Raw genomic sequence first — 18765 nt, forward strand, 5'->3', positions numbered from 1 at the left:
CAAACCTCCTCAATATTATTTATGCGTTTTTCAAAAATGCCACATAGGCCTTCTTGGCCTCGTAAACATCTGCTTTGCTGGTTACTTCCCATGGAGCATGCATGCTGAGAACCGGTACACCGGAATCAATCACTTCCATACCGTACAGAGACATGATGTAGGCGATGGTTCCGCCGCCTCCAACATCAACTTTACCAAGCTCTGCTGTCTGCCAATTTACTTTTGCATCATCAAAGATAGCGCGAAGAGCTCCGACGTACTCTGCATTGGCATCGTTTGAGCCGCTCTTTCCGCCTGCTCCTGTAAATTTGTTAATTACGATACCTTTTCCGAAAAATGCAGCGTTTTTCTTCTCAAATGCTGCTGCATACAGCGGATCAAATGCTGCGCTGACATCAGAAGAGAGCATTCTGGAGGAAGCAAGGCATCTTCGAAGGGCCAGTTCTGTTCCCTCGCCTGCAAGTGCAAGCAGCTCTGCCATGGTGTTCTCGAAGAAATGAGACTGCATACCGGTTGCGCCGACGCTTCCGATCTCCTCTTTGTCTACGAGCAGGCAGCAGGATGTCTTCTCCGGTGCTTCCACCTCGAGCATTGCGACAAGAGAAGTGTATGCGCATACACGGTCATCCTGGCCGTATGCAAGAATCATGCTGGCATCCATACCAAGCTCGCGTGCTTTTCCGGCCGGTACGATCTCAAGCTCTGCGGAGAGGAAATCCTCTTCTTCGATGCCGTATTTGTCGTTTAAGAGTTTTAAGGTCATGGCTTTGACTGCCTCTTTCTCAGTTCCTTCGAGCGGCTGGCTTCCGATCAGAAGGTCAAGGTTTTCGCCCTCTACAACAGTGTTTGCCGGTTTTGTCTGCTGCTCTCTGGAGAGGTGGATCAGAAGGTCTGTCACGCAGAATACCGGATCGTTGTCATCCTCACCGATCACAACATCAACGACTTCGCCGTTCTTTTTCGCTACCACACCGTGGATGGCAAGTGGAAGGGTTACCCACTGCCATTTTTTGATACCGCCGTAGTAGTGGGTATCGAGATATGTAAATCCGTTGTCCTCATACAGCGGGTTCTGTTTTACATCGAGACGCGGGGAATCGATGTGTGCGCCGAGGATATTCATACCTTCGGTCAGCGGTCTTGTTCCGATCTGAAACAGTGCGATGGCTTTTTTCATGCATACGGCGTAAACTTTGTCGCCTGGTTTTAATGCACGGTTTTCTTTTACGTAAGTGTCAAGGTTTACGTATCCAGCCTCTTCCGCCTGGCGCACGCTCTCTTTTACGCACTCGCGCTCTGTTTTTCCGTTGTCCAGGAATGCGCGGTAGCTGGCGTTTAATTTTTCCAGCTTTTTCATATCTTTTTTCTTGTACTCATTCCATGCTGTTTTTCGTTCCATAGCTTTTCTCTCTTTCTGTTTTCTTTATCTGATCCGTGCCGTATTTTTCTGAATCTAATCGGGCTTCCGGTCATGATTGCGATCTCTTTCATTATAATCTGTTTTGACAGGAAACACAAGGACTTTCGATGTACGGAAAAGACAAGGAAGACCCCGCGGCGGACCGTTTTTTGCGGCCGCAGCGGGGTCTTTAAGGGGAGGATAAGTATTTCCTTATTCTTCTTTTGTCTGTCTCATCGAACAGGGGAATTTCGATGATAGTCCTATTCTCCCCGGTATTTTTGTTTTTATACACTTCGTTTTCATCAACAGCAGAAAAATCCTCTTCCGCCGCAGCAACAGCAATTGCAGATGGCATTGATTGCCATACATTCACAGCACCATTTTCCGAGATCACCTGCACTTCTCTCGTAGCCGTAGCCGCTTCCCATGTCGGAATACCACTGGCCGCTGCCCTGGAGCTGGTTTAAAAGCTGCTGGTACTGCAGATTCTGCGGTTCTAATTTGACTGCCATCTCGGCATCCTGCACGGCATTGATGTTGTTGCCGAGGCGCGAATTTGCGATCGCATGCAGGAAATACCATTTTCCGCTGCGGTCGGAAATGTCGTTCAGCACGTTCATCGCCTCGCGGAAGTGGCCGCTGTTGATGTAGTTAGCTGCCGCCTGCAGCCGCATTTCCTGCTCGGAATTTCCATAATCATTCCGTGCGGAGCCGCCGTTTCCGTACGCGCCGCCGAATGGGTCGAAGCCGCCGAACGGGCCATAGCCGCCGTAAGCATCTCCGCCATACGACGAACCTCCGCTCTGGTACGTGGTGCCGTGCTCGCGTTCATCCATGATCTGTTTGTACGCCTGCTGCACCTGTTTGAATTTTTCTTCTGCTTCTGCTTTATTCGGATTATTGATATTGGCATCCGGGTGATACGTCCGGCTGAGTTTTCGGTATGCTTTTTTGATTTCATCGTCCGAAGCCCCGCGGGACACGCCCAGCACCTCATATGGATCTGTCATCAGTCTTTATTTCTCCTCTTTTTGGCGCTCTTTTGCGCTTTTTCGCATTTCGTATTTTTCCCAGATACCAGCATACAATATATTTCGCAGAATGTCTACATTTTCCAGGATCGGAAGTTTTTCAAATGCACGCGACGCTTCCGCCGTCATCATCAGCAGGATTTTTTCTGCGGTTTCCTCGAAGTCCGGCTGATCTGCGATGGACAGAAACGGGTTGTAGTTTCCGCTCTTTTTATCTTTTTCCACGTCATCAAGCGCATCCATCAGGTAAATGAATTTTCCGATGTAAAAGCCGACCTGGCGCAGATCATCGCTCCAGATGTCCTCCTCCGGAATATAGATCTCCGCCATCACCTCTCCGGTATAGCCCGCCGCAAGATCGAGGTCTGGATTGTTTTCCTTCTCGCATGCATGCAGCTTTTCGAGGTAATCCTGCACTGCTTTCGTCTGGCGCGGATACGATGCCTCGATGCGTGTCACAGATTTTTTCAAAGCCTTTGCCGCTGTAAACGCCGCGTAGTTTTTCTCGTCCTCCCAGTCATCCAGCAGATTGTAATAGGCGAGCAGCACGTTCATGTCTGCGCAGTATTTTGTGTATTTGTTCCGCAGGCATTTATGTTTTTTGCCGGGATGAAGAAAGCAGTAATGCTCCTCTTCTTTTGTCTCACATTCATAAAGCCCGGTCAGCAGGATGGAAAGAAATGTCATATCAAACGTCAGCATCGCCTGACCCTTTTTTCCATACGCCTCTTTGATATCCTGACACAGACCGCAGTAGTATGCCTGATATTTGTTGTAATCTTTGACTTTCAGGTCATCCTTTCGGATGGTCACATAACCAAACATGAATCGCACTGCTCCTTTTTATCAGGTGTTTTTGATGAATTTTGTTCCGCATTTCGGGCAGCGGATCTCGATGTGGCCTTTTCCTTTCGGCACACGCACCTGCTGATGGCAGGACGGGCAGCGGAAGTAGCAGTGCTCTTTATCCTTGAATGCACGGGTTCCGCCTCGGAAGAATCCGACGACGCGGTTTTTCAGTTCCAGGAATTTCTGGTTTTCCGCATACCGTTTGGAATGGTTCTTGGACATGATGCGCACATCCGCCCAGACGATCAGGACGAGTGCCAGGGTGTAGATAAGGGAGCTCCGTACAACCGCTCCGAAAATCATCATGGCAACTGCCGCCCACATCATAAAATTGCCCAGCTGATCGATGCCGTAGCGGCCGTACATCAGGCGGGAAAGTTTTTCTTTCAGTTTATCCATTTTGTTCTCGTTTCTCCTTTTTCAAAGTATATGCCAATACTCTATCCCTTTTGAGGGAAAAAAGCAATCGAAAGCGCCATTAATTTTTTCTAAAAAATTCTTAAAACTTGCGGTGGATGTTTCTTTTCAACTGTGCTACACTTGGTTATGTTTCTTTATATTTTATTTTCAGTAAACGATCGGAGATTTTTATGAAACGACTCAAACAGATCGGCGCCCTTCTCTCCATCGCGGTCCTGATCGGATTCGGGCTTGGCGCCATGATTTTTGCGTTTATCGACACGCCGTTTGCACACAAGGCGCTGACGGTCTGCCTCTACTGTGCAATTACCGCACCAGTGCTCATCTATGCCATGATGCTGGTTGCCAAGGTTCTGTCGCACCGCGATGAGAACGACAAATCAGACAAAGGAGAAAAACAGTCATGATTGATACCATTATTTTTGATGTAGGCCGCGTACTCGTCAACTGGGACTACGAGTCCTATCTGAAACGCTTTGCTTTCGGTCCGGAAAAGACGAAAGCAATCGCCGCCGCAACCTTCGAAGGCCCTTACTGGCGCCAGTTCGACCGCGGAATTCTCGCGCCGGAGGAGATTGTAAAAGGATTCTGCTCCCTCGCCCCGGAATACACCGAAGAAATCAAAGAGGTTTTCGCCCACTGCGAGGAAACCATCACCCCGCTGCCGTATGCAGAAAGCTGGGTACGCTCCTTAAAAGAAAAAGGCTACCGCCTCTACATCCTCTCCAACTACTCCGGAGACCTCTTCGAGCGCACCAAAGAGAAAATGCCCTTCCTCCCCTACATGGACGGAACCCTCTTCTCCTACACCTGCCATTTAACAAAACCGGAACCGGAGATCTACCAGCACCTGATCCAGAAATTCTCCCTCACCCCGGACCGCTGCGTATTCCTCGACGACACCAAAGCAAACGTCGAGGCCGCAGAGCAGGCAGGGATTCATGGAATTCATTTTACGGGATATGAAGATGGCGTGTCACAGTTGAAAAAACTGGGCGTTCTTTAAAAAACAGGCTGCCGCATTCATGCGTCAGCCTGTTTTTTTAGTATTAACTTACGCTTTCGCCGCCTCTTCCATCAGCCGCAGCATCAGTCCGACGCTGCCGACGTTATATCCGGCATAAGCGCGTCCGCCGATGTTTCCCGGCAATGCGAGTATCAGCAGTGGGAGTTTTTCTGCGTCGATTCCCATTTTTTCGGCGATCGCCGGGGCGTCGTCGGATGGGTCGAGGTAGAGGGACATATTGTGGATTGCTGCGCGGGCTTTCTGGAAAGTCGTGTTTTCCAGGTCGGCTTTCGTGCGGAGCACGGCTGCCATGGCAGCGTCTTTTGCGTTCCACTTCTCTGCGATTTCGATCAGCTCATTCAGAACATGCTCGGTCGGCTCCTCTCCGGTTCCGAGGAAGGCCAGAAGGATCGGGCCGTCTTTGGTGAGATCGTTCAGGGTATGCGCCTTTCCATCCAGATCCTCCAGCGTGATCTCCGGCAGTTCGATGTGCTCTAACAGCTCATCCAGCTCTTTTTTCACGGCTTCCAGATAAATCTCTTTTGCTTCTCCCGCCTTCAGTTCAAACACGCGGTATGCAGCATGCTGGTCACCGTTCGGCATACGCATACTTGTAATCAGACGATAGCAGCCCGGCTCCAGGGTCAGAGCCAGTGTTTTGCCATTGAATGCGGTTTCTTCGTAATTCAGCGTCTCAAACACTGTTCCGTTCCACTTTCCGATGGTCCACGTCTGATAATACTTCCATGCGCTTCCATCCTCCGCATTCAGTGTCAGAACCGCACTTTCCGTTTCATCCTTCAAAACAGCAGCTTCTGTTTCCACACTGTGGAATGCCCCATCACGGTAATACTCCGGCTCCAGGGTCACCGGATTCAGTCTTGCCGCTACATTGAGACTCCGGCAGATTGCCACAAACAGAATCTTCTGCGCCAGAGGACTTCCCTGTTTCATCGTAAGGACGCCGACCGGTGTTGCCATGATCGTGTCATACTCTTCTTCTGCATGGAAGGTAATATTCTTCTTAAGATAATCCAGAATCCGTTCCGGCTGCTCCACAAAGCTACGTTTTGTCTCCTCTTCAAAAAATCCGCGGATCATGCTCCGATACGGCGTCAGCTCCTCGAGGAAAATACGCGGGCAAAGAAGATCCTTCCTGAAAATCTCCTCCGGCAGATCCCCCTGCTCGCAGTCGAGATGATCCTCTAAAACGGATGCCTTCAAGTCCTTCGCATCCTTTAAAGCCAGCGAAAACAGCAGCTTCTTCCGGTTCGGATTTTCATCTTTGGAAAGGAATGTATAAACCTCCTCAAAATTCTCTCCTGCCCGGTGGAAAATCTCTTCCGCTTCCGGATACGCAGCAGCCTTTTTCTCATCAAAGCATGCTGCAAACCGTGCCTTCCGAAGCCGTTCCGCCTCTGCCATCCGTGCCGCATTGCGCTCCTTCTGCTCCTTTGTGGCAACGACATTCCGTACCGGCACCTCCTTCGGTGCCCGGATTTCCAGCGTCTGCCACCTGTCATCCGCTTCCGGAACCGCCTCTTCACGAAGCACCAGTTCCAGCGAATCCTCCTCCTCAATCCGCATCATTGCCTCTGCCCGGCGTATTCCGTCAAATGCCCGTACCCGGATATCGCCAAGGCCAAGTGTCATCCGAACTTCTCCGTCCGCATCCGCAATCATCACTGCAGCCGGGAAAAACTCTGCCATATTCAGGATTTCAACCGCAATATGCGCTCCTGCAGCCGGTTTTCCATTCTCATCCTTCACAAGAATCTTCACCAGCTTCGTTCTGCCATAAAAATCTGTATGGTTAAAGTAGTACAGCGCTCCTTCTTTTCCAAGATACTCCTCGTTACTTTCCTTCACATAATCCGAGAAGTTCCGCGTATGAATCAGAATTGCCCGATTCGCCGGACCCGAGAACCAGCCGGTATCCAGCACTTCTTCCGGCTCACAGGCACCGAGAAAATGCCACTCGCCGTCCACAAACACCTCAACCCACGCATGATTGTCATCACAGTGCGCCCATCTTGGTGTATAGACCTGCCGCGCCGCAATACCGACACTCCGATACGCCGTAACTGCAAACGTTGACTCCTCGCCGCAGCGTCCCTTTCCGCTCCGATACATCGTCATCGGAGATGCCGTTCTGCTGTCCGTCGCCTCATACGTTGCATGCTCCGCACACCAGTAATTAATCTCCAGAATTGCCTCCCAAAGACTCATTCCGGCTACACGCCCCATAATCTGCTCGTAAAAAAACGGTCTGCAGTCCGTAATATCCTCGGAATTGATCCGGTCATACAGCACATAATTTACAAACACATCCTCCGGCAGTTCCTTACACCATGCCACCTTCTCCCGCAGCATCAGCGCATGCTTCACGTACGAAAGAAAAAGGTTAAATCCATATTCTCCCGCATCCCTTACCGGCATCGTACCATACAGAAACTTCATCAGCACAACCTCTTCTTCACTGCACTGTTTCAATTTTTCTTCGATAACAGGCATCACCGGAGCCAGAAGCTCTCTCCGTCCCTCAAATTTTTCCGTTGCATATTTTTTCAAATTTTCTGAGATCATGATTCTATCTATCCCTTTCTCTTTTTTCCTATCCGTCTCCACAACGTACATCCGCCCACCGGCGGCAGACGCCATGTGAAAAAGGATTCCTTGCGATTTTTCAGGAACACCGGAGCGAGGAGCCTTTTCACATACCGGCTGTGGGTCACTACGCTACATATTTTTCTTTATAAATGAAAGTAATTCTCCGCTGGGATCGCATTTATACTCCCAGAACATAATGCCCCCCATGCCCTTTTCTTTCAGGTACGCAATTTTCACCCCAAGTGACTCGCAGTCCTCATAGCTGATAAATGTTTCCCCGTCAAACAGATACGGAACCTTTGCCTGCTCATCCCAATACCGGATAAATCCCCTCTTTCCGATCCAGCTCTCTTTGAGCTCGCCATAGTCACCGCCATATCCTCCGACCGTCTCTGCTTCCATTCCAAGCCCGTTGCGGCATCCGGCGCCTTTTACTCCATCCCATTTTCTGGAATAAAACGGTACGCCAAGAATCAGCTTCTCCATTGGAACGCCTGCATTTACAAAACCGTTCACTGCCTTCTGCACACATGCATCAAACAAATTTCCCTCACTGTGATACAGCGCCGCATGATGTCCCGTCACCTTCTGGAAACCGCCCTGCAGATCATACGTCATCAGCTGCACATAATCCAGATACCGGGAGGCCTCCTTCATATCTGTCTGCAGTGCAAAGTAAACATCTCCGCCGACTGCTGTCGTTACAAGCATGCCTTCTCTGTACGCGTCCAGTGTCTTCCGAAGCTCCGCCAGAAGCAGCGTATAATTCTCTTTATCCGATCTGTCCGACGCAATTCCTGCCAGCGATGTGCCCGGATACTCCCAGTCAATGTCAATGCCGTCCAGACCATACTCCTTCACAATTGCAAGTGCACTCGCAGCAAACCGCTCTCTTCCCTCTTTTGTTCTTGCAGCCTGGGAAAAGCCGTCTGCTCCCCAGCCGCCTACGGACAATACAATCTTCAGCTCCGGGTTGCTTTTCCGAATGGATACTATTCCATCCCGTGCATCCTTTGCATCCCATACAACTTCTCCGTCCCGGATCAGACCAAATGCAATATTGATCACGGTAAGTGCCCGCACATCCTCTTCTCGCATATGATTTAAGTCCGCCGTATTTACATAGCCAATTATTCTCTTCATCTCATAAGCTCCTCTGTCCGAATCGTTTTACTCATTAAAGGTTACGACTTCCCCGTGTCCCAGATTGTAGGTGATCTCATCCTCAAGCTCTACCTTCACAACCGTTGCAAACGGATGAATACTCATCTCTCCGGCCCAGATCCAGAGCGTTCCCGGAATACCGCTCCATGGAAGTGAACCTGTGTAGGAGAACCGGAGCTCCTCTCCCGTATGCAGAACCGTCACCCTTTTTACCGGTGTTTTAATGCCTTTCACACACAGTGTCTCCTGCGGCTTATCATAGACGAAAAGATACATCGTCTTCTTATCCGCCGAAATCGTGCTTCCGCCGAGGAAATGATTGTAATCCAGTCCTTTTTCTGTTCCAAATACCGCTTCCTTATGGTCATGAATCCATCCGCCCAGATCCAGAAGAACTTTCTCCTGGCGTTCATCCAGCGTTCCGTCCTCCTTCGGTCCGATATCCAGCAGCATTCTTCCGCCGAGGGTAATACAGTCACAGAACATGCGCACAATCTGACCGCTGCTCTTGTAATCATTGTCCGATGGACGATATCCCCAGGAATCGTTGATTGTCGTACAGAATTCCCACTCGCCTTTCGGTCCGTACAGCGGGATTCCCTGCTCCGGTGTCTCATAATCTCCATAGCCCTGCATTCTCGAATTCAATACAACGTTCGGATTCAGGGTATGCAGATATTCCCTGAATTCCGGCATCTTCCACTGTGCCGCGCTCCGTTCCCAGTCACCATCAAACCATAAAAGGTCCACCGTTCCGTAATTCGACATCAGTTCTTTTAGCTGATGGTTGTTGAATTCCAGAAACTCCTGCCATTTCTCCGGCTCCTCCTCTTTTCCGGCCGGGGAACCATAGATATCGTTCAAACAGTCTTCTTTTTTCATTCCTTCCGGGTAAACCGTGCGATACCGCGGATCCGACCAGTCGATCAGTGAATAATAAAGACCGACCTTCAGACCTGCCTCACGCATGGCAGCTGTATACTCTTTTACCAGGTCGCGCGCTGCCGGTGTTTTCTTCACAACACTTAAATCACTGTATCCGGTATCAAACAGTGCCACGCCGTCATGGTGCTTCGCTGTCATAACCACGTACTGCGCACCTGCTTTTTGAAACAGCTCCGCCCATTTTTTCGCATCAAACTTCGATGCTGTAAAGCCTTCACACTGTTTCATGTAATCTTCATAAGAAATATTTCCGTTGTGGAACGACCATGACTCTGACACATCACCCACCGCATAAATCCCATAATGGATAAAAATGCCCAGCTTCGCGTTCCGAAACCAGTCCTGCATCATCTCTTCCAGCTCCTCCTTTTTTTGTACTCCCGGATTAAAAGACTCCGGGCATAGCTTTTTTATCCGATCTAATTACCCCTTTATTGTTTCTTCCCATTATATCAGTTCTTGCCCAAAAAGAAAGGCATATTACCGTTTTACACTGTAATATGCCTTTTTTCACGCCACAGGAAATATCGTTACCTTTTCCTGTTTATTTCGCGATTTCCTCGATACCCTGAGTTGCTACCCAGTCCTCAAGTCCCAGAGAGTACATACCATCTACATAAGCCTGCCAGTCAGCATCGTTGTCAATGTCAAGCTCGCCGCATACGAACTGCGCCTGCTGCTGCTCAAAGAAATCTTTGATTGCTGTGTTCGTATCAGAGAAGGTATCAATTTTATCCAAGTCAATCCAGTAGGACGGAATAATTTCTTTGGTCAGATTTGCCTCATAAGCTTCCTCTGTTGCTTTTTTCTCATCATACATCGGATGCTCTTCTACAAACTCGAAGTCTACCGGCAGATATTTCGGCAGAGACTGCGGCCACAGATTGCCCCAGGAATATTTTTCCTGATCTTCCTCAGACAGTGTGGTGGTGTCAATCGCATGGTATCCGTCATCCTCTTTGTTTACAATCACACCAACCGGTCCTCTGTTGCAGCCGATGCCGTTCTCCAGTGCGAATGCATTGTCAAACCAGCGGCAGATGATTTCCGGATGCTCTGCCTTGTTTGTGATGACAGCCTGGGTTCTGTATACGCTGAAGCCTTCCGTATCGCGCAGCCAGATTCCGTCTTTGTCTGTGTTCAGAACAGGCATGGAGTCGAAATCGCCTCTTTCCTCTGCAGCCGGGATTCCGGTAAACTCGTTGCTTCCGTATGCGATGGAAACGCCGTACAGGTCCTGATTTCCTTTACCTTCCCATGTGGAGCTGTCCTGTGTGTAAAGCTCTACGTCTACGAGTCCTTCTGCATACAGTTTGTGGAACCAGGAAAGGAACTCACGGTATGTATCGCTGACACCGCCGTAAACAACCTTTTCATTCTGGATTGCAATACCAAGTTTGTTCATCGGAAGTCCGAAGTAACCGGCCATAGCCTCGATATGTTTGTTGTTCGGGTCGGTAGAGAACGGGATTTCATCGGAAGCGTCACCGTTGCCGTTTGCATCCTGCTCTTTGAAGGCTTTCAAGACTGCCTCAAACTCGTCTGTAGTGGTCGGCATGCTCATGCCAACATTCTCCAGCCATTTCGTATTGATGTATGGGCTGTATCCAACGGTTGTATCGGTACATACGTACGGAATTGTGTAGATGTGTCCGTCCGGTGCTGTCATTTTTTCTCTTACACCCGGCAGATCCAGGATCGCAGAAATGTTCGGGCAATATTTCTCAAAATAATCTTCCAGCGGAATGAATACGCCCTGGTTTACACCATAGGTGAGGATTGCATTATCGCTTAAGGTCCATCCGCCGATCACATCCGCGTAATCTCCGGAGTTCAGATCCAGATTCAGTCTCTCCGTTGCTGTTTCGTATGGATAAATTTTCAGGTCAACGTCTACATTGGTCTGTTTTTTGAACTCATCGAGCATGATAAACTCGCCGGATTCGCTGGAATCATCGCAGAAGATGGAGAAGGTGTAATCTCCCTCGTCTACCAGCGGAAGACCTTCCTGATACATAATGCCGTTTACTTTTCCGTCCTCATCCACGGTGTCGTTTGCTGCGGATGCTGCGGATGCTGCAGAAGCACTCTTTGCCGAGCTGCTTCCATTATCACTTCCACATCCGGTAAACATAGATGCCACCATTACTGCAGTTAAAACTGCTGCGACTGCTTTTCTTTTCATGATTTTTCCCTCCTGTGTTGTTCCGGCGGCATTTTCCCGCCGGAAGCGCTTTTGCCTGTCCGTTGTCCGGACTCTTTATTTACATACCGCCGTTTCCCGTGCGGCAGATAAATCGTTAAAAAAACTTCTTCTTGTAAATCAACCCTTCATGGATCCGATCATAACACCCTTTACAAAGTGCTTCTGCACCAGTGGGTACATAACCAGAACCGGGATACTGCTGATGATGATCAGCGAGTATTTCATAACGTCGATCAGCTGCTGTTTTTCCTGCAGTGCTGCTCTTGCTGCCGCAGTTGTTGCTGTCTGGGACAGCGCGGTCTGGTTCGTGATCAGGATGTTACGCAGAACCAGCTGCAACGGATACTTTGCTTTGTCCGAAATATAAACGAGTGCTGAGAAGTATGAGTTCCAGTGACCGACACCATAGTACAGAACCAGAATTGCGATGATCGCTTTGGAAAGCGGAAGTGCAATCTGGAAAAAGAATCTCGCCTGGGTGCAGCCGTCAATTTCAGCTGCCTCATACAGCTCTTCCGAAATGTTCGACTTGAAGAAGGTTCTTGCCACGATCATGTTGTATACGCTTAAGCATCCCGGAAGAATCAGTGCCCAGATCGTGTTCAGCATCTGCAGTCTCTGAATAACCAGATAGGTAGGGATCAGACCGCCGCCGAAGAACATGGTGATCAGGTAAAAAATGGTGATCGGTTTCTTTCCGGAGAAATTGCTTCTGGAAAGTGCATATGATGTCGGAAGCGTTACGATCAGGTTGACCATGACACCGCAGAAGGTGATGATCAGGGAGTTTAAAAAGCCTCTCATAACCTGGTCGTTTTTAAATACTTCTGCGTAGCCCTTCAGGGTAAATCCGATCGGGTGAAGCAGTACTTTACCACTCGATACGGCGCTTGGCGCACTGATGGATGAAATGATAACCCAGTACAGCGGATATGCCACAACAAACAGAACCAGCGTCAGGATAATGAAGCAGGCTGCGTCAAAAACGACGTCCTCTTTGCAGCGTTTTATTTTCTTTTTTGTCACTGCGGTATTTTCTTTACTCATGTTTTTGTTTCCTCCTACCACAGGCTGTTGCCCGAAAGTTTATCAGATATCGTATTGACAATGATCAGCATAACCATGTTTACGATGGTGTTGAACAGACCGATTGCTGAAGAATACGACATATCGTTGTTGATCAGACCGACCTTATAGACGTAGGTGGAAATGATCTCGGATACACTGGCATTCAGGTTGTTCTGCAGAAGGAAGGCTTTTTCAAAGCCGACGGAAAGAATGCTTCCGCAGTTCATAATCAGAAGAATGGTCGCGGTCGGCATGATCAGCGGAAGGTCGATGTGACGGATCAGCTGTAATTTCGTCGCGCCGTCTACCTTTGCCGCTTCATGCAGCTCCGGGCTGATGCCGGCGAGTGCTGCGAAGTAGATAACAGAGCTCCATCCTGTACTCTGCCATACGCCGGTCCACACATAAATGTGTCTCCAGTACGCTTTCTTCGCCATGAAGTTGACCGCCGGAATTCCGATTGCTTCCAGTACGTGGTTGATAACACCGACGGACGGAGACAGGAACAGAATGATCATACCGCACATAACTACGGTAGAAATGAAGTTCGGCGCGTAGGTGACGGTCTGGATCACTTTCCGGTATCTCTTATGGCGGAAGGAGTTCAGCATCAGTGCCAGGATGATCGGAATCGGGAATGATACGACCAGTCCGTACAGACTCAGGATCAACGTGTTCTTGATGGTGGATGCAAAGTATGGAGAGTTGAAGAATCTCTCAAAGTAGTACATGCCTACCCACGGGCTCTTAGTGATTCCGGCCGTCGCATTGAAGCGGCGGAACGCGATCTGTACACCATACATCGGAATGTAGCTGAAGATGAATGTCAGGATCACGCCCGGAACACAGAAAAGCCAAAGCGAGATGTCTCTCTTAAAGGCGCGGATGGTACGGCCTTTTTTCTTTGCTTTTGTTGGTTTCTCTTTCATTTCTCTCTTTCCTCCCTTTTAAAGGTTTCGTGTTTTCCTTGATTGTCGCATTTCCGGTCGTAAACATTTTGAACATTTTGCTTTCGCATCATCCTCGCGTGTTCCTTCTTTTTTGTGCAACTGCTACAATCAAATCTGTGATTTAAGATTTATCCAACACTGTTTTGTTGAATTTATTTTACCTTTTGTTACCTTATTTGTCAAGCATTAATTGAACATATATACCAGTTTGTTACTTTTACGCAATTTAAGCAGGCGTTTTTTAGGCACTTTTCCTATATTTCGACGCGTTTTTCGGTTTTTCTGTCCCTTGCGGCCGTGATCCATGTTATCTTTTTTCGTATTTTCGTCCATTTCAAAGAAACAAAAAGGGAGAAAATACGTCGTTTTGTTTCGCAACATATTTTCTCCCTTTGTTCAGTTTTATTACTTTTTATATTATCTTCCGTCAAGCCTTACATTTCAGTTACATTTCCGCTCCACCATTTCTCTGCTCCATCCTCGAGCATCAGCTCATAGTCATGGCAGATCACTTCCGGTTTTCCCGGAATCTGGACAAAGTTCATCTCCTCTTTGGAAAGCTGGAACGAAACTTCTTTTTTCTCACCCGGTGCAAGAGAAATTCTGGTAAAAGCTTTCAGCTCTTTGATTCTCGCTACCACACCGCCGGAACGTTTCCGCACATACAGACACGGAACGGAGGTTCCTGCCATGGCACCGGTGTTCTCTACGGTAAACGAAACGGCAGCACCGTTTTCTTCTTTGTTCACGGAAACATCGCTGCACGCAAACGTCGTGTAGGATTTTCCCTCACCGAACGTATGCAGCGGCTGGCTCGTCATATCGCAGTATGCCGGAACGACGGAGGTACGGTAATTGTAGCACACCGGAATCTGACCGGCGTGGCGCGGCATGGATACCGGGAGACGGCCGGACGGATTCGTGGTTCCGTAGAGCATCTCTGCAACGGCCTTGCCGCCCATCGGACCCGGATAAAACGCATACAGAAGGGCATTCGAAGCATTTTCGATATCCTCGATGCAGTATGCTCTTCCTGCGATCACAACGGTTACCATCGGCTTGCCAAGGCGGGCAAGCTCTGCAACCAGTTCTTCCTGTGCTGCCGGGATGTGAACCTTTGCGGTGTCCATTCCCTCGCCGCAGTCCATCGAACGGCTGCCGGTTCCCTTGGATGCTGCACCGTTTGCATCGAACACAGCTCCGCCGAAACGGGAAGAAGAACCGCCGACAACAGCTACGATCACATCGCTCTTTGCTGCAAGTGCCAGTGCTTTTGCTTTCTCGTCCTCGTCAGCCTCTGAAAATTCACTTCCCATTGCATAGGAAACTTCCACGCCCTCCGGTGCTTCCTGTTTCATGCCCTGAAGGACGGTGACGCACTCGCTTTCCGGAACCGGCGGGGTGTAGTCGCCGAGCATGCAATAACGGTCTGCTGCGTGATAGCCGATCACAGCTACTTTTTTGTACTTCTTAGCAAGCGGCAGCACACTCTCCTCGTTTTTCAGAAGAACAGCGGACTCCCGTGCCAGGGAAAGAGATACTTCCGGGATCCCGGCTTCTTCCGGGGTGAGCATGTTTTCTTCCATATAAGGATGTTCAAACAGACCCTTTTCAAATTTCAGCTTCAGAACTTTGAGAACAGACTCGTCGATCTCGCTCTCATCGAGAAGTCCCTGCTCTACGGCCTCGCCGAGACGGCTGAACGCTTCATCCCAGAGGCTCACATCCACACCGGCTTTTCTCGCTGCAACGCCTGCATGCAGAGTATCACCCTCGGTATTCTTAAGGAAATCTACAGCCAAACCATCTGCCATCACAATGCCGTCAAAGCCCATTTCACCGCGCAGAACATCGCGGAGCAGCCATGCGTTTCTGTGGCAGTACACGCCGTCGATCTCGTTGTATGCCGCCATGATGCCTTCCACGCCTGCTTCACAGCACGCTTTTGCCGATGGAAAATGGATTTCCCGCAGCTCCCGCTCGCCGATTCTTGCAGCACTCGCGTTCACACCTCCGGTTGTCTCGCCCTGTGCGCAGAAGTGTTTTGCCACACTGCCGACACCGGTGGACTGCATACCGGTGACTGCCGCTTTTGCCATGGATGCGGCAAGGCACGGGTCTTCAGAGTAGCACTCCTCACTTCTTCCCCATCTCGGGTCGCGCGCCATATCGAGCGCCGACATCAGCGCCAGATCCACATGACCGCTCTTTAACTGTTTTCCGCATGCCTTGTAGCCTTCGGAAAGAAGTTCCGGGTCGAATGTTGCGCCTGCTGCCAGGTTGACCGGAAGCAGACCGCCGCCGAGCGCCTGATGGCCGTGCGGGCACTCGGTGCTCATCATCATCGGGATGCCGAGGCGGGAATGATCGATCACATATTTCTGTACTATATTATAGGCTTTTGCGGAAAGTTCCAGCACAATGCCGGTCTTCTCATCTTTATCTGCCCACGGATCGGCACGGTACAGGCCGTACAGGACGCCAAGCCCTCCCATGCGCTCTACTTCCTCTTTAAATTCCTCTGTCAGTGTAAACTCCTCACCCTGTCTCTCGTAAATCCGGAATCCGTACAGACGCTGATTTAACTGTCCTACTTTTTCCTGCAGCGTCATTTTTCCGAGCAGGTCTTTTGCGCGCTCTTCCGGGGAAAGGGCCGCATTCTGATATGCTTCCATTGTTTTTGTTTCCTCCTTGTCCTTCTCCTTATTTCAAGTGGCTTTATTGTACCGCATTCTTTTCATTTTGTCCACAGTAAGTTATCTTTCGTTCATTTTTGTTCATTTTAATGTTGAATTTTATTACTTCTGGTGTTATGATACCTTTTGTCGACACGTTTTCCGCGTGTTTTCTAAAAAAGCTTAACAGTAAATATTTGAAAGGGAGATTTTTACTATGAGTACAAACATCACAATTCCGGTTCCGGCAGTCCCGTTCGCACCGCCGGTTTACACCTGCCACCGCGCAAAAAAGCCGTTCGAGTTAGACGGAAACATCAACAAACCATTCTGGGAAGATGCCCCGTATACCGACGAATTTCTCGATATCGAAGGAAGCCACATGCCGCTTCCGCGCTTTGTCACCCGTGCAAAAATGCTCTGGGATGACGAGAACCTTTACGTAGCAGCCGTGCTTGACGGCGATGAAATCTGGGGACACCAGACCGAGCGCGACTCCGTCATTTTCCTCGACAACGATTTTGAAATCTTCGTTGACCCGGATTCTGATACGTACCATTACTATGAGTTCGAAATGAACGTTCTGAACACGGTATGGGATCTGTTTCTTTCCGAGCCATACCGTGACGGCGGAAGCGGCCTCAATGGCTACGACATGCACGGTCTGCGCACCGCTGTTCATGTAGATGGCTCCATCAACGATCCATCCGCAGAAAACAAGTGCTGGAGCGTTGAGGTTGTCATTCCGTTCGCTGCTCTCTATGAGTATCAGAAAGAACGCCGCGCACCGAAAAACGGAGAATTCTACCGTATGAACTTCTCCCGTGTTCAGTGGAAAGTGGACATCAAGGACAACACTTATGTAAAACGTACCAATGAAGCCGGAAACGTTCTCCCGGAGGACAACTGGGTATGGGCTCCGACCGGTGTCATCAACATTCATTACCCGGAACTCTGGTCTTTCGTTTTCTTCTCTGACGACCGCGACGACGCACCGTGTGACATCACGATTCCGGAGGACGAATACCGCAAATGGGAACTCCGCAAGCTGTATTACGCAGAAAACATTCTGTTTGAGACAACCGGTTCCTACAGCGACAGTCTTACCGTCTTACAGGAGACCCTTGCCGCTTACGCTCCAAATGACTTCAACAAAACCGTCAAAGCTCTTGACTACACCATTGAGACCACAAGCCACTCTTACCTGATCACCTGCCCGAGTGCCGACGGAGCACATTTACTCCTTCTGTCTTCCAATGGAAAGGTTGAAAAAGTTACACGTTAAGTGTATAATATGTGTTAGCACTCAAAATTTGTAACAGGATCGGTTTAAACTATGAAAAAAGTAACGTTACAGGAAATCGCGAACTCCCTGGGCATCTCCCGGACTACGGTCTGGAAGGTGTTCAGCGGACACGAAGGCGTCTCCGATTCCCTGCGCACCAAGGTCATCGCCAAAGCCCAGGAACTCGGCTATGCCATCCCGGAGGATTTTCAGTATCCGCAGAGCGCAGAGGAGACCACGCCGGTCAACATTGCAGTTGCCGTCTGCAGACCGGAAACCTCACTTTTCTGGATGACCATCATCCACCAAATTGCAAAAGTATTTTCGACACACAATGTCAATCTCGTTTACACGTATCTTCCGACTTCGGCGGATAAAACGTATTTTCTCCCGCCGACTCTTACAAACGGAAATGTTCACGGCATCATCGTTCTGAATGTGTACAACGAGCGTCTTCTGCGCCTGCTCGCAGAGACACAGATTCCGAAAGTGTTCCTGGACACTTCCTCTCTTGTTGCCCCGGATGAGCTGAACGGCGACCTGCTTCTCATGGAGAGCCGCACCAGTGTCCGCCGCATCACCTGCCATCTGCTCGAGCAGGGACGCACCCTTCCGGGCTTCATCGGTGATATCAGCTACGCACAGTCCAACCGCGAACGATATGAAGGTTTCTGCCAGGCTCTGGCGGATGCCGGTAAAAAGGTGGATTCTTCTCTCTGCCTGACGACACCGCTCGGCATCGATACGTACCGTGAAGAAATCGATACCTTCCTTTCTTCCCTGTCCCGCATGCCGGACGCTTTCGTCTGCGCCAGCGACTACGTTGCCTGCATTCTGATGCAGCTTCTCGAAAAACGGGGCTTACGCGTACCGGAGGACGTTGCAGTATCCGGCTTCGACAACAATACAGAGGATCTTCTGGCAGAACATCTGACGACCGTTCAGGTCTTCAACGAAGAACTCGGCGCACGTCTGGCACTCCAGATTCTGTACCGGATCAAATATCCGAACACGCCGCATGAAATTACGTATCTCGGCACCAACGTGCTGTACCGCGATTCCACCGGTGACTGATTTTATTTTTCATCTGTTTTCAAAAAAGACACCGTCTTCCCTTCCGGGACACGGTGTCTTTTTCTGTTGCTCGGCATATC

15 protein-coding genes are annotated in these 18765 nt (G+C 49.6%); 4 read left to right on the forward strand and 11 right to left on the reverse strand.

What is annotated here, in order from left to right:
• Window positions 1–19: 19 nt before the first annotated feature.
• The 4 genes from DWY63_RS14685 to DWY63_RS14700 all read right to left on the reverse strand — a co-directional run bounded on the left by DWY63_RS14685 (window position 20) and on the right by DWY63_RS14700 (window position 3681).
• A complete protein-coding gene (locus DWY63_RS14685) occupies window positions 20–1399 on the reverse strand; it encodes an aminopeptidase (RefSeq protein ID WP_117802515.1) in 1380 nt (459 codons plus the stop codon).
• Window positions 1400–1704: 305 nt separating this feature from the next.
• Complete coding sequence (locus tag DWY63_RS14690; RefSeq protein ID WP_117510260.1) at window positions 1705–2412, reverse strand: DnaJ domain-containing protein; 708 nt, start codon at window positions 2410–2412, stop codon at window positions 1705–1707.
• A 6-nt stretch (window positions 2413–2418) separates the two neighbouring features.
• Window positions 2419–3258 (reverse strand): DUF5685 family protein, encoded by an 840-nt coding sequence (locus DWY63_RS14695; protein ID WP_055228501.1) that lies wholly within the window; start codon window positions 3256–3258, stop codon window positions 2419–2421.
• Window positions 3259–3279: 21 nt separating this feature from the next.
• A complete protein-coding gene (locus DWY63_RS14700; RefSeq protein ID WP_022463182.1) occupies window positions 3280–3681 on the reverse strand; it encodes a hypothetical protein in 402 nt (133 codons plus the stop codon).
• Window positions 3682–3872: 191 nt separating this feature from the next.
• On the opposite strand from DWY63_RS14700, the gene DWY63_RS14705 reads away from it, so the two are divergent.
• Window positions 3873–4109, forward strand: coding sequence for a hypothetical protein (locus tag DWY63_RS14705; RefSeq protein WP_055264772.1), 237 nt, complete (start codon window positions 3873–3875; stop codon window positions 4107–4109).
• On the forward strand, window positions 4106–4708 hold the full coding sequence (locus DWY63_RS14710) for an HAD family hydrolase (RefSeq protein ID WP_117802516.1): 603 nt from the start codon (window positions 4106–4108) through the stop codon (window positions 4706–4708). The genes DWY63_RS14705 and DWY63_RS14710 overlap by 4 nt, the downstream gene beginning before the upstream one ends.
• 48 nt (window positions 4709–4756) lie before the next feature.
• Here DWY63_RS14710 and DWY63_RS14715 read toward each other — a convergent pair whose 3' ends face one another.
• The 7 genes from DWY63_RS14715 to DWY63_RS14750 form a co-directional block, all read right to left on the reverse strand.
• Window positions 4757–7294: a transglutaminase domain-containing protein gene (locus tag DWY63_RS14715; RefSeq protein WP_117802544.1), complete on the reverse strand. Its 2538-nt coding sequence runs from the start codon at window positions 7292–7294 to the stop codon at window positions 4757–4759.
• Between the two features lie 153 nt (window positions 7295–7447).
• A complete protein-coding gene (locus tag DWY63_RS14720) occupies window positions 7448–8461 on the reverse strand; it encodes a glycoside hydrolase family 18 protein (RefSeq protein ID WP_117510263.1) in 1014 nt (337 codons plus the stop codon).
• A 27-nt stretch (window positions 8462–8488) separates the two neighbouring features.
• Window positions 8489–9841: an alpha-L-fucosidase gene (locus DWY63_RS14725; protein ID WP_330376962.1), complete on the reverse strand. Its 1353-nt coding sequence runs from the start codon at window positions 9839–9841 to the stop codon at window positions 8489–8491.
• A 130-nt stretch (window positions 9842–9971) separates the two neighbouring features.
• Window positions 9972–11612 carry an extracellular solute-binding protein gene (locus DWY63_RS14730; RefSeq protein WP_055264780.1) on the reverse strand — a complete coding sequence of 547 codons (1641 nt, stop codon included), beginning with the start codon at window positions 11610–11612 and terminating at the stop codon, window positions 9972–9974.
• 138 nt (window positions 11613–11750) lie between these two features.
• Window positions 11751–12680 (reverse strand): carbohydrate ABC transporter permease, encoded by a 930-nt coding sequence (locus DWY63_RS14735; protein ID WP_022463175.1) that lies wholly within the window; start codon window positions 12678–12680, stop codon window positions 11751–11753.
• Between the two features lie 14 nt (window positions 12681–12694).
• Window positions 12695–13630, reverse strand: a complete 936-nt coding sequence (locus tag DWY63_RS14740; RefSeq protein WP_022463174.1) for an ABC transporter permease — start codon at window positions 13628–13630, stop codon at window positions 12695–12697.
• A 455-nt stretch (window positions 13631–14085) separates the two neighbouring features.
• The gene (locus DWY63_RS14750; protein ID WP_022463172.1) at window positions 14086–16326 is read right to left on the reverse strand and encodes a glycoside hydrolase family 3 N-terminal domain-containing protein; all 2241 of its coding nucleotides are present in this window, start codon (window positions 16324–16326) and stop codon (window positions 14086–14088) included.
• Window positions 16327–16543: 217 nt separating this feature from the next.
• Between DWY63_RS14750 and DWY63_RS14755 the strand changes: the two genes are divergently transcribed.
• Together DWY63_RS14755 and DWY63_RS14760 are read left to right on the forward strand one after the other, a co-directional pair.
• Window positions 16544–17611, forward strand: a complete 1068-nt coding sequence (locus DWY63_RS14755) for a carbohydrate-binding family 9-like protein (protein ID WP_022463171.1) — start codon at window positions 16544–16546, stop codon at window positions 17609–17611.
• A 51-nt stretch (window positions 17612–17662) separates the two neighbouring features.
• Entirely contained in the window at window positions 17663–18685 is a 1023-nt protein-coding gene (locus DWY63_RS14760; RefSeq protein ID WP_022463170.1) for a LacI family DNA-binding transcriptional regulator, read from the forward strand.
• Window positions 18686–18765: the final 80 nt, after the last annotated feature.

It is taken from the genome of Blautia sp. AF26-2, from assembly GCF_003460955.1.
GTDB classification, from domain to species: Bacteria; Bacillota; Clostridia; order Lachnospirales; family Lachnospiraceae; genus Fusicatenibacter; species Fusicatenibacter saccharivorans.

Bases quoted from the DNA above. Each gene is read 5' to 3' on its own strand.
- DWY63_RS14685 (WP_117802515.1), bottom strand. From the start codon at position 1,399: ATGGAACGAAAAACAGCATGGAATGAGTACAAGAAAAAAGATATGAAA.
- DWY63_RS14690 (WP_117510260.1), bottom strand. From the start codon at position 2,412: ATGACAGATCCATATGAGGTGCTGGGCGTGTCCCGCGGGGCTTCGGAC.
- DWY63_RS14695 (WP_055228501.1), bottom strand. From the start codon at position 3,258: ATGTTTGGTTATGTGACCATCCGAAAGGATGACCTGAAAGTCAAAGAT.
- DWY63_RS14700 (WP_022463182.1), bottom strand. From the start codon at position 3,681: ATGGATAAACTGAAAGAAAAACTTTCCCGCCTGATGTACGGCCGCTAC.
- DWY63_RS14705 (WP_055264772.1), top strand. From the start codon at position 3,873: ATGAAACGACTCAAACAGATCGGCGCCCTTCTCTCCATCGCGGTCCTG.
- DWY63_RS14710 (WP_117802516.1), top strand. From the start codon at position 4,106: ATGATTGATACCATTATTTTTGATGTAGGCCGCGTACTCGTCAACTGG.
- DWY63_RS14715 (WP_117802544.1), bottom strand. From the start codon at position 7,294: ATGATCTCAGAAAATTTGAAAAAATATGCAACGGAAAAATTTGAGGGA.
- DWY63_RS14720 (WP_117510263.1), bottom strand. From the start codon at position 8,461: ATGAAGAGAATAATTGGCTATGTAAATACGGCGGACTTAAATCATATG.
- DWY63_RS14730 (WP_055264780.1), bottom strand. From the start codon at position 11,612: ATGAAAAGAAAAGCAGTCGCAGCAGTTTTAACTGCAGTAATGGTGGCA.
- DWY63_RS14735 (WP_022463175.1), bottom strand. From the start codon at position 12,680: ATGAGTAAAGAAAATACCGCAGTGACAAAAAAGAAAATAAAACGCTGC.
- DWY63_RS14740 (WP_022463174.1), bottom strand. From the start codon at position 13,630: ATGAAAGAGAAACCAACAAAAGCAAAGAAAAAAGGCCGTACCATCCGC.
- DWY63_RS14750 (WP_022463172.1), bottom strand. From the start codon at position 16,326: ATGGAAGCATATCAGAATGCGGCCCTTTCCCCGGAAGAGCGCGCAAAA.
- DWY63_RS14755 (WP_022463171.1), top strand. From the start codon at position 16,544: ATGAGTACAAACATCACAATTCCGGTTCCGGCAGTCCCGTTCGCACCG.
- DWY63_RS14760 (WP_022463170.1), top strand. From the start codon at position 17,663: ATGAAAAAAGTAACGTTACAGGAAATCGCGAACTCCCTGGGCATCTCC.